Consider the following 10458-nt stretch of genomic DNA (forward strand, 5'->3'; position numbering starts at 1 on the left):
CGCCTGGACGTTTTTATGGCCCGCGCGAACGCGGCTTATTATGCCGGGCGCGATCCGTTTGCGGATTTTGTGACCGCGCCGGAGATTTCACAGATTTTTGGTGAACTGCTCGGAGCCTGGAGCGCGGTCGTCGGGCGGGAGGTTCTCGCCGGGGCGGCGGGGAGTTGTTCCGGGCTGCTTCTGGTTGAGGCGGGGCCGGGACGCGGGACGCTGATGGCGGACATGCTGCGGGTCCTGTCCCGTGTGGCTCCGGATCTGATGGCCGGACTGTCCGTACATCTCGTTGAGACTTCGCCACGTTTGCGGGCCGCGCAGAAGGCGGCGCTGGAGCCGTCCGGTGTTCCGGTATTCTGGCATGACGGACTGGAAAGCGTGCCGCGTGGTCCGATGGTTCTGGTGGCCAATGAGTTTCTCGATGCCTTGCCGGTCAGGCAGTTTGTTGGTGAGACAACGGGCTGGCGGGAGCGGTTCGTGCGGGATGGCGCGTTTGTGCTGTCGGACATGATCGATCCGCCGGCTGAACTGGCGGGACGTGAGGTGGAAACTGGCGAGGTTGCGGAGATTTGTCCGGCGGCCTGTGTGTTTGTGCGTGACGTTGCGGAGCGGCTTTGCGTCGGGCCGGGCGTGGCGCTGTTTGTGGATTACGGGACAGCGGTGACGGCATCGGGTGAGAGTTTGCAGGCGTTGCAGGACGGACAGCCGGTTTCGCCGCTTGTTAAGCCCGGGACGGCGGATCTGACGGCGCATGTGGATTTTGAAGCCGTGGCGCGGGCGGCGATGGCCACTGGTGCGCGGTGTTTCGGGCCGGTTGAGCAGGGCGAATTGCTGGTGGCGCTTGGTGCCGTGGAGCGGGCGCGGGTGCTTTGTGACGCTGAGCCGGACCAGGCGGGTATGGTTCGTACGGCGCTGGGCCGGCTGATTGCGCCGGAGCGGATGGGGCGGTTGTTCAAGGCACTGGCGGTGGTGTCACCATCGCGGCTTGCTCCGGGGCTTGTGGCGCCGCCGGGGTTTCCGGAAGGGACGGCTTACGATCGGGAAGGAGCGGGATGATGGCGGCGGGTAACCTGGATCGGGATGCGGTCGTGCGGGGGGCAGAGCTTTCTTTTGTTCGGCATGGGTTTTTCACGCGGATCGGCGGCGTTTCCGAAGGGCCGTATGCGAGTCTGAACTGTTCGATGAGGTCCGGGGATGACCCGGCGGCACTGACGGAGAACCGGCGCCGTGTTGCGGCGACGTTCGGGCTGGAGGCGGACCACTTGCTCGGGGTGACACAGGTGCATGGGCCGCAGGTCGTGACGGTGACGGAGCCGTGGAGGCCCGGAGAAGTGGCTTCCGCTGATGCGATGGTGACGGCGCGTGATGATGTGGCGCTGGGTATCATTACGGCGGATTGCGGGCCGGTGCTGTTTGCCTCGCGTGACGGACGGGTTGTCGGGGCGGCTCATGCCGGATGGCGCGGAGCGGTGGGCGGCGTGCTGGAGGCCACTCTGGCGGCGATGGCGGAGCTGGGGGCCGGGCCGGAAGATGTGGTGGCGGTCGTGGGACCCTGTATCGCCCGCGCGGGTTATGAAGTTGGCGATGACATGAAGGACGCGGCGCTGGTGGCTGACTCCGGAGCCGGGGCATGGTTCTCCCCCGGCGTGCGGGAGGGGCATTATCAGTTTGATCTGGCGGGTTACTGTATGGCGCGACTGCGTCGGGCCGGGACTGGTCGCGCGGTTTCTGTCAGTCTGGACACGTTGACGGATGAGCGGCGTTTTTTCAGTCACCGGCGCCGGACGCTTGCGGGGGGCGGGCCGATTGGCCACCAGATTTCGGTGATTGCGGCGGGATACGGAGCGGAACTGCGTTTATGAGGTGCTCACTTACGTCTTTTCTTTCGGTGTCTTCGCTTCTGCTTTTATCGGGTTGTCTGGATGTGCCGCATCCGTTTCGTGATCCGGGGAAGGATGGCAGGTCCCTGGCGGGGAATCCGCCGCCATCACGGCTGGACGTGCCGGTTCCGGACGAAAAGGCGCTGGGTGCGGGCGGTTCCGCGTTGTGGGCGAACGATATTGTCGAAGCGCTGTTACAGCAGTCTGTTCCGGCGATTAAGCAGCCGGTCCGTCCGGGAGACTGGTGGCTCAAACTGCACACCGAGCGTCGGGGCGATCTGATTGTGCCGCTTTACACGGTGATGACCCCGAAGGGGACGGTGCGCGCGACGCAGGAGGGACCAGGTATTCCGGTAGCATCCTGGAACGCTCTGAATTCAGACGGCATGCGTGAGGCTTCGGGATACGGTGCCGGGCAGGTCGTGAATGTCCTGAACGGGATTCAGGCTGAGCAGATGGAAGAAGATCCGCATAGTCTGAAGCATCGGGGGGCGCGGATCTGGTTCAGAGGCGTGACGGGCGCGCCGGGAGATGGGAATACGGCTCTGTCGCAGGCGTTTGTGGTGTCGTTTCATGAGATGAAGGACACGATCCAGACGTCGCAGCAGGATTCAGATTTTGCTGTGGCTGCTGTTGTAAAGCTGACGAATGGTTCAGCGGGGTCGCGAAATAATCCTCAGCAGAATATTGAGATTAACTGGCGCGTTACGGACAAAGCCGGCAGTGAGGTTGGTATTGCGACCCAGTTACATGATATTCCGGCGCACTCACTGGACGGGATGTGGGGCGATATTGCCGGCGCGGCGGCGGAAGAGGCGGCTGGCGCAGTGGAAGAAATGATCACGCGTTATACCATTCGTGATGTGAAGCCGTTACCGGATACAAAGGGCGCTCCGGCTGCGGCGGCAAAAAATGGTGGCGATCCGAAAGCTGCCCGTAAGTAGCGGTCCGCAGATACTCCGGTTTTTCAGGGCATGATTTGTCTGATTACCGGGCTTTGATTCGCTGTACCGATTTGGTCACAGGCCGGAATTTCCGTCTGCTTTGGCTTGCAATCCTCTCTTGTTGGTTGTCTATGTTCTTTTGGATATAGATAATGTGAGCATGCGGTGCAGGATTTATTGAGCTGCGGGAAGTCTTCTGGCCGTCGCCTGTTTTGTACTTTTATTCTGGCGGCAGGGATTGTCGGGGCAGGGGCTGCGCGCGCGGATCAGGCTGGCGGAAAGCGGAGTGTGCAGGACATGACCGGCGCTGCGGTGGTCGTTCCGGCGCACCCGCATCGTATTGCCGATCTCTGGTTTGCTCATAACGAAGTTCTGGCCATGCTGGGTGCGACTGACCGGATTGCGGTGACAGTCGATCGTCCGATGAATCAGCCGTGGCTGTTCAGGCTGAATCCGCAATTATCCCGGGCGCGGCAGGTCATGCCGGGTTCGGCCAGCGCGGAGGGATTGCTGGCGGATGGTGTCGATCTTGTGTTTGTCTCGGGCGGACTGACGCAGGCAGATCCGCTGCGGGTGGCCGGTCTTCCTGTTCTCGACATGACGTTTCAGGATGTCGGTGGATTGCTGCGGTCTGTTGCGCTGACGGCGGATGTGCTGAATGATCCGGTGGCACGCGGGCGGGCCTCTTCTTATACGGCGGAGCTTGAAGAGGAGATTTCATATTTCCGGAAAAAGCTCATTGCTGTCGATGAAAGTCGGAAGCCGCGTGTTCTTCATGTAATGAGTTTGTCGCCGCTTCTGGTTGATGGCGCGGGAACGATTATCGACCAGTGGATTCGCTATGCCGGAGGGCGGAATGCCGCAGGTGGTGTGTCTGGCGTGAAAAAGCCTGTCACCATGGAGCAGATTCAGGTCTGGGATCCGGATATTATTATTGTGCAGGGTGGTCTTGCTGTGCCGGAGCGGGGGAATGCGCCCGCCGGATGGGATGAACTGCGGGCTGTAAAACAGGGACGGGTGTTTGCGAATCCTGTCGGTGTTTTCCCGTGGGATCGTTATGGCTCGGAGTTTTTACTGCAACTCCGCTGGGTCGGTGCTTTACTGCACCCTGATATCTTCGGTGATTATGACCTGAAGAGTGGAATGAAAGTTTTTTACCGGACGTATTTTGATCACGAGGTTTCGGACGATGAAATCGGGCGAATGCTGGCGGGACAGTCACCCCGGCAGAAATGATTGCCGGCCGGTATAATCAGACGGGGTATGGTAACGGTTTTACCTGTTCTGCGGTGTGGCACCCGACGAATACAGTGTGCAAATAAGAGCGACGAGAGCTGGCGCTAACAGCACGGCTATGGGCAGGCCGATGAGAACTGATGCCCCAATAAGCAGACACAGGCTGACCTGAAAAAACAGAGACGGGTGTTTTTCCGGCGGGATCAGCGAAAGAAGAAATCCTGCGGCGATAAGGGCTGCCGGGATATAACAATGAAACAGGGCGCGGTTCTGCTGAGCGGGATCGGAGGCGTGACCGACACCGGAAACGGCTGTGCCGATGGATTTTCCGGTTGTCATCCAGACAGCGAGATCGAACAGCAGGCGGAATGGCAGAAACAGGGCTTCCAGCGTGCTTCTCAGCAGGCTTAGAAAGCCGGCAATAAGATCCGGCACAAAGAGCGCGGCTATGGTGCAGGCGCAGGACAGCGCCACGATGGCGCGGATCATGCCTGTTTATCCGGGGAAAGTTGCCGGGAACTGAGTCTCAGTCTTTCCACCATTTAACGGGCTGAGGCTCGCCTGTCCCGGCAACGATATGACCGGTTTCAGGGCGGGATTCTTTGACGCTGGCGGGCTTTGGCGACGGGCGGATGGATTTCATTTCCTGCCGGAGAGCCTGACGGGACGCACGTTCTGTGGCCAGTTCGGCGGTGCGGTCAGCCAATTCCATTTCACGGGTGGCGAGTGTCTGCTTCAGTTCGGTGAGAAGCATTTCGGCATGACCGAGGCGTGTTTCCAGCGAGCGCTGCGAAACTTCCAGGTCGTGAGCATGCCGTTCGGCATCGGCCCGGGCACGTTTTTCCGCTTCCAGTGCACGATTATTCTGCGGGAGTGCAGTCTCAGCCGCTGCAAATGGTGTCGCGCGTGGTTGAGAACGTGAGAAATTGTGGTGCTCGACAGGGATATCACCGTCCCGGACAAAGCGGCGCTTGCGGACCTGATTTGTGTCCTGCGGGCTCCGGAGCGACAGGCGGGAAGAGGTATCTTCGGCGGGGCGGCCTGACTGCACCGGACGGCTGACGGGTTTGCTGCCTTTATGTGACCCCATGCGATTAAGAGCCCGAAGGGCGGCTTCTTCCGCACCCGCTTCCAGCAGGTCTTCCTGAGGGTCTGTATCGAGAGGATGTTTTGCTTTCAGAAATCCGGTATTCACTACAACTCTTTCAAAAATTACATATTTGCCGTCCACGGTTACTGGAATGAAGGCGCCCAGGCGAATAAGAGATCCTGATGAGACAGCATTCCTGCTGACCGGATCTGCCGGCAATATGCGCGCTGAATAAAGGGGCGCAGATTATCGGGGATATCGTAACGGTCATTTGGATGGTGTTGAAAGGAATAGCACGGGAGTTATCGTAATTCAAGAACGGTCGGAAAAATAGACTGACGAGGAGGCGTCCGGGTAATCGGGATGAAAAATGCTGTTGAAATCAGAGTGTTTCTGAAGGGCGCTCAGGTGAAAAGCGGCTTTCCGGGCTGCCACAGAATATCCTTTTTTCCATTCTCATTCAGATGACGACTCAGCACGAAGAAATAATCTGACAATCTGTTAAGTATTGGTATCAGCGCCGGATTGATGGAGGTTTCCCCGGTCAGGGCAACAACACTGCGTTCCGCCCGGCGAATGGTGGTGCGGGCGAGATGCGCCCAGGCTGCGGGAATGCTGCCACCGGGAAGAACGAAGCTGGTCAGCGGCAACTGGCTGGCGCGTAGCCGTTCGACTTCTGCCTCAATGGCCGTTGCGATGCTGCCGTCGAGCCGTTTTGCATGTTTGCTGCCTTCGGGCTGGCAGAGATCGCCGCCTATATCGAAGAGAAGATTCTGAATACTTGCGAGATGTGCCGGAAGGTCCGGGGCAGTGTCAGCAACATGGGCGCGCAGAAGACCGACGACGGCGTTGACTTCGTCGAGCATGCCGATTGCGTCGATGTGCCGGGAGGATTTGCTGATCCGGCTGCCGTCGCCGAGTGAGGTTTGTCCTTTATCGCCACCGCGCGTTACGACGCGGTCTATTCTGACGACCATCGTGCCAGGTCTCCCTATGTGAAAAATGCTGACCGTGTTGCCGGTTCCGATGAGTGACCGGGTCATTCGTCCTGAGCTCGTGGGGCGCCGGATATTCTGCGGTTTACACGGACAATGGCTTACACGGAAATTTTCGGGGGAGACTGTCAGTAAAAAGATAATCCGGGCGGATGCTGTGACTCCGCCCGGACGGTCTTTGCTTTAGTGTCTGTGTTTATGGCTGTGATGAGTCGGGCTTTGCAGAGCCTTTGCGGCGTCCAGGTGCTGCTGGACAGTTGTGCTGGTGTCCTGCGCATAGGATTTGAGGTCTGCATCCGTTGAAGACGATGCTTCTTCCGTCATGACAGGCAGAGCTTCAGTATGACCGGCCACCATCTTGCCGATATAGGCATGATCGAACTTGCCGCCCTTCAGGGCTGTCAGTGTGGTGATGTCTTTCTCATCGCTCTCGTCCGGAGCTGTTGGAAGCGTAATGCCATGTGACGTTGCGATCGTCGACAGCCGGTCCTGTGCCGAACTGTGATCGGTGACCAGCGTCTGAGCATATGATTTTACCGCAGCACTTTTCGCGTTTGTTGCGGCGGCCTTGCCAAGCTCGATTTCAACGAGATTGATTTCGGACGCTTTCTGTATAAAGGCGGCATCCGTATCGCTCAGGGCCGGCGGTGGCGGTGGCGGCGCGGGAGGTTTGGCGGCGCAGGCCGACAGCGAAGCGAGCGCCACGAGCGTGATAATCTTATTGACTGTTTTCATCACTATTACTCCGATTCCGGGTTCTTCCGGTATAAGTCGGGCGCTCGTATACCGGTTCCCTGTAAAGCGGTTAACACGACGATTATTACCAGCACAATCGGGAGTTCATCACTTTAGAGAGGTCGTCTGATCAGTCTCTGCAGCAAAACTGGCGACGGTCATTTTTCGCGCGTTATTGTAATGAGTATTTAACAATGAGGCCGGGTCGGAAACCGGAGTTTCTGCCGGACGATAAGAAGTATCCGCCGGGTTTAAGGCAGTATTTCTGTTGTAAAGAGTGCCGGTGCGACCAGCCTGTTCGGCCACACCGGATGCCTGAGAATCTGGCCGGGAAGGCTCTGTGCTCAGTATCTGTGTTTGTGTGTGCGGCTGGTGGTATGGCGGCCTGGGTTCTGCAGAGCTTCGGCGGCGCTCAGGTGTTTCTGCACGCTTGCACTGTTGTCCTCAGCATAAGATTTCAGATCGATGTCTGATGAAGAGGATGCTTCCGTGGTCATGACCGGCAGGGCCGCTTTATGATCTGTGATCACCTGGCTGAGATATGCCTTGTCGAACGCCGCGTCTTTCAGGCCTGTCAGCGTGGTAACGATTTTCTTGTCGTCGGCATTCGGTTCGGTCGCCAGTGTCACGCCGTGGCTCGATGCGATGGCTGTGAGACGGTTCTGCGCCACAGTATGATCTGTGACCTGTGCGGCCGCGAAAGATTTTACGCCGGCGCTTGCTGCATTTGTTGCGGCTGCATTGGCAAGGGCTGTTTCGACAAGATTAAGTTCCGATGCTTTTTGCACGAAGCCGGCATCGGTTGCGCTCAGAGCTGACGGCGGCGGCGGCGCGGGTGGCGCTTTCGGGCCGCTCAGGGCCGAGCAGGCCGCGAGTGCCATGAGGGCCGTGAGGGTAGTAACCTTACTCGTTATTTTCATGAACCTTGCTCCGGCTCCGGATTTTTCTGTCGTTCAGTATGCGGCGGGCGACGCTTTTGCGTGTTTGCCGGTTTCCGGTGAAGCGGTTAACACGACGGCTGTTACCTGCCAAATATGCGCTCGTCATTCATTCGGGGCTGTGTCGCGGTGTGTCCTGCTGTTTGTGACAATGGTGGCCTGTTAATAACCGGAGTTGTGGCGTGACGGATGCTGGGATTATGCGGAGCTGGCGGTGTATTGCGGCGTTTGCCGGAACTGTTGCGGTAGCAATGGGGGCGGTAGCGGCGCATCTGCCGGCGGAAAAATTCGGCCTTTCTGAGGGGCGGACGATCATGCAGAGCGCCGTGCAAATGCAGATGTGGCATTCTCTGGCACTTCTGGCACTGGGGCTGGGTGTTCGGTCGCCGTCCCGTCTGACTGTTATCGCCGGATACGGTTTTGTAACGGGGATGCTGATTTTTTGCGGGGCGCTCTATGTCACGGCATTTTCCGGACAGCATCTGGGGTCGGTCGCGCCGACAGGCGGGTCAATCCTGATTGCGTCCTGGTGTTTGCTTGGAGTTTCGTTTCTTCGTCATGACTGAAGCGGATATTGGCAGCGTTTATGTGGCCCCTCCGGGCTTTGATAGTGTATTGCAGGCGGAGCTGGAGCGGCTTGGATCGGCGCCGAACGCATGGCTGGGACGGCTGGCGCTTTGCAGCGCCCCGCCGGTTGCGAGTGTCTGGGCGCTCGACGTGTGGACAGCGCCGGAGGTGCATCGCATCGCGTCGATTGGCGAGGCGGCGAAACTTCTGAAGAGCCGGCAGCGGAACTGGGCTCTGGTGCCGACGGGGCATTTCCGGCGTGCCGCATTGATTGAAGAACGATTGCCTCCGGTGAAGGCGGCTCCGCTGGAGTTTCCGCAACTGGCTCCGACGAGTCCGCTTGGGGCCTGGACGCTGATGGAGCCGGGTCTTCTGCTGTTTTCACAAAGCAAGACCAGCGCGTTTCCGGCGGGTGAACCCCGGTTTGCGGAAGACCGGGAGGGACCGCCATCGCGCGCTTATCTGAAATTATGGGAGGCCTGCACGCGACTGGGGCGGTGGCCGGTCGCGGGTGAGACGTGTCTGGATCTGGGGGCGACGCCGGGAGGGTGGACGTGGGCGATTGCGAAACTCGGAGCGGCTGTGACGGCGGTGGACCGGGCGCCGCTGGCGCCGTCAGTGCAGTCGATGCCGGGGGTAACATTTCGTCAGGAGAGTGCGTTCGGGCTGGAGCCACGGGATGAGGCGCGCGTCGACTGGCTGTTTTCCGACGTAATTGCGTATCCGAATCGGTTGCTGGCGCTTGCGAAGCGCTGGATCGCGGCGGAGCGCGTCGGACGAATTGTTATGAGTGTAAAGTTTCAGGGAGAGACGGATTTTGAGGTGATGGAGGCATTCGCGGCCATTCCGGGGGGGCGGCTGGCGCATCTGTTTCATAATAAGCACGAGGTAACATTCTTCTGGGAAGCGCCTTGAAATGCGGGATGGTGTTTCGTGACGAATGTCGGATGATTTTTGTGCAGTCCGGCGTGATCGGGCTGGTCATTGACGTGGCGGCTGCCTTGCGTGGCGGGTGGATGATGACAATGTGTTCCGGTTCAGTTCTGAGGCTGTATCATCGGACGTCACTTCAGGATTGATGAGTGCGTTGTTCGGAAAGCTGTGGCTCAGTTTTTGCTGAGCGGTTTATGATCTTGTTTGATGAGTAGGGGAAACTGTAATGCGTCGTCGCGTGGCCCGGGTATTTGCGCTTTCATTGTCTTTGTCGGGTATTTTGTCGATGGCTGTTCCGGGCGCGGGCTTCGCTCGTGCGATCACGGAGACGCCGCAGATCGGGACGGTTGCGGTTACACCCGTTCAGACGCCCTATGATGTGCCGGAAGCGACTCCTGCGGCGGTGGCTGCCGCTTTTGAAAAGGCAAAGGCGGAGAAAAAATCTGTTCTGCTCGATTTCGGCGGAAACTGGTGTCCGGATTGTCGGATGCTGGCAGGGATTTTTGCGCTGCCGGAAGTGGCAGGCTGGCTGAAGCAGAATTTTGAGGTGGTTCCTGTCAATGTCATGCGTTTCAAGACGAACATGGACATTGCGCAGAAATACGGTGTGACGGTGACATCGGTTCCGACGGTGCTGATTGTGACGCCGGAGGGGAAGGCGCTGAATACGGACGGATCGAAGGATCTGGGCAATGCACGCCGGATGTCGTCACAGGCTGTGGTGAATCTGATTGCCGGGTGGGCAGCGCGGGACTGACTGCTTCTTTTGTAAAGGCCCCGGAGCAGGGAGTGCTCCGGGGCTTCCGGGCAATGGTTCCGGGTTGTATCTTCTGTGATGGGTGTTTGTTTTTCTTTTATTATAACAATATCGAGTTGTGTATTTGAGTCCGGATAATCTGGAATATTCTAAAGTCCGGGTATGAATTCTGTAGTGACGACAGAGTATTATGAAGTCATTCAGACATGTTCTCCGTTTCCGGGCTGGCTTATCTGTCTGTAACTGTCGAGGCCCCTGCAAAATCCCTGACGGGTCTGAGAGCCTGAATCAGAAAGCGGTTTGATTGATTTTTCGCAGAACTCTGCGGATATGGGCAATCATCAACCATGCGCAGGATGACGAGATTGTTGTCTCGACATCCTTCGTGA

Annotated in this window: 14 protein-coding genes and 1 pseudogene; 8 read left to right on the forward strand and 7 right to left on the reverse strand. The window is 58.5% G+C overall.

Annotated elements, in window-relative coordinates:
* The first annotated feature begins 15 nt into the window (after nucleotides 1–15).
* From GOB90_RS06260 to GOB90_RS06275, 4 genes are all read left to right on the forward strand, one after another.
* Nucleotides 16–1050 carry a class I SAM-dependent methyltransferase gene (locus tag GOB90_RS06260; protein WP_146885496.1) on the forward strand — a complete coding sequence of 345 codons (1035 nt, stop codon included), beginning with the start codon at nucleotides 16–18 and terminating at the stop codon, nucleotides 1048–1050.
* Nucleotides 1050–1856 carry a peptidoglycan editing factor PgeF gene (gene pgeF, locus GOB90_RS06265; protein WP_146885618.1) on the forward strand — a complete coding sequence of 269 codons (807 nt, stop codon included), beginning with the start codon at nucleotides 1050–1052 and terminating at the stop codon, nucleotides 1854–1856. The genes GOB90_RS06260 and pgeF overlap by 1 nt, the downstream gene beginning before the upstream one ends.
* Nucleotides 1853–2818, forward strand: coding sequence for a hypothetical protein (locus GOB90_RS06270; protein ID WP_146885494.1), 966 nt, complete (start codon nucleotides 1853–1855; stop codon nucleotides 2816–2818). The genes pgeF and GOB90_RS06270 overlap by 4 nt, the downstream gene beginning before the upstream one ends.
* Before the next feature lie 297 nt (nucleotides 2819–3115).
* Entirely contained in the window at nucleotides 3116–4054 is a 939-nt protein-coding gene (locus tag GOB90_RS06275) for an ABC transporter substrate-binding protein (RefSeq protein WP_146885492.1), read from the forward strand.
* A 39-nt stretch (nucleotides 4055–4093) separates the two neighbouring features.
* On the opposite strand, the gene GOB90_RS06280 is transcribed toward GOB90_RS06275, so the two are convergent.
* The 6 genes from GOB90_RS06280 to GOB90_RS06305 form a co-directional block, all read right to left on the reverse strand.
* A complete protein-coding gene (locus tag GOB90_RS06280; protein WP_146885490.1) occupies nucleotides 4094–4543 on the reverse strand; it encodes a hypothetical protein in 450 nt (149 codons plus the stop codon).
* Between the two features lie 37 nt (nucleotides 4544–4580).
* Nucleotides 4581–5249, reverse strand: a complete 669-nt coding sequence (locus GOB90_RS06285) for a hypothetical protein (RefSeq protein WP_146885488.1) — start codon at nucleotides 5247–5249, stop codon at nucleotides 4581–4583.
* Nucleotides 5250–5548: 299 nt separating this feature from the next.
* On the reverse strand, nucleotides 5549–6121 hold the full coding sequence (locus tag GOB90_RS06290) for a cob(I)yrinic acid a,c-diamide adenosyltransferase (protein WP_146885486.1): 573 nt from the start codon (nucleotides 6119–6121) through the stop codon (nucleotides 5549–5551).
* Nucleotides 6122–6322: 201 nt separating this feature from the next.
* Entirely contained in the window at nucleotides 6323–6874 is a 552-nt protein-coding gene (locus GOB90_RS06295; protein ID WP_242011832.1) for a DUF4142 domain-containing protein, read from the reverse strand.
* A 108-nt stretch (nucleotides 6875–6982) separates the two neighbouring features.
* Nucleotides 6983–7180, reverse strand: coding sequence for a hypothetical protein (locus GOB90_RS06300; RefSeq protein WP_146885484.1), 198 nt, complete (start codon nucleotides 7178–7180; stop codon nucleotides 6983–6985).
* A 38-nt stretch (nucleotides 7181–7218) separates the two neighbouring features.
* A complete protein-coding gene (locus GOB90_RS06305) occupies nucleotides 7219–7794 on the reverse strand; it encodes a DUF4142 domain-containing protein (RefSeq protein ID WP_146885482.1) in 576 nt (191 codons plus the stop codon).
* Between the two features lie 200 nt (nucleotides 7795–7994).
* Here GOB90_RS06305 and GOB90_RS06310 point away from each other — a divergent pair, with 200 nt between their 5' ends.
* From GOB90_RS06310 to GOB90_RS06325, 4 genes are all read left to right on the forward strand, one after another.
* Nucleotides 7995–8378 carry a DUF423 domain-containing protein gene (locus GOB90_RS06310; protein ID WP_261765906.1) on the forward strand — a complete coding sequence of 128 codons (384 nt, stop codon included), beginning with the start codon at nucleotides 7995–7997 and terminating at the stop codon, nucleotides 8376–8378.
* Complete coding sequence (locus GOB90_RS06315) at nucleotides 8371–9294, forward strand: SAM-dependent methyltransferase (RefSeq protein ID WP_146885479.1); 924 nt, start codon at nucleotides 8371–8373, stop codon at nucleotides 9292–9294. The genes GOB90_RS06310 and GOB90_RS06315 overlap by 8 nt, the downstream gene beginning before the upstream one ends.
* A gap of 8 nt (nucleotides 9295–9302) precedes the next feature.
* Nucleotides 9303–9458: a hypothetical protein gene (locus GOB90_RS06320; protein ID WP_173571953.1), complete on the forward strand. Its 156-nt coding sequence runs from the start codon at nucleotides 9303–9305 to the stop codon at nucleotides 9456–9458.
* 80 nt (nucleotides 9459–9538) lie between these two features.
* Complete coding sequence (locus tag GOB90_RS06325; protein WP_146885477.1) at nucleotides 9539–10069, forward strand: thioredoxin family protein; 531 nt, start codon at nucleotides 9539–9541, stop codon at nucleotides 10067–10069.
* Between the two features lie 288 nt (nucleotides 10070–10357).
* Here GOB90_RS06325 and GOB90_RS06330 read toward each other — a convergent pair.
* A pseudogene (locus tag GOB90_RS06330) lies at nucleotides 10358–10458 on the reverse strand (IS5/IS1182 family transposase); the annotation flags it as partial.

Origin of the sequence: Acetobacter oeni, assembly GCF_011516825.1 — a bacterium.
Classification (GTDB): Bacteria; Pseudomonadota; Alphaproteobacteria; order Acetobacterales; family Acetobacteraceae; genus Acetobacter; species Acetobacter oeni.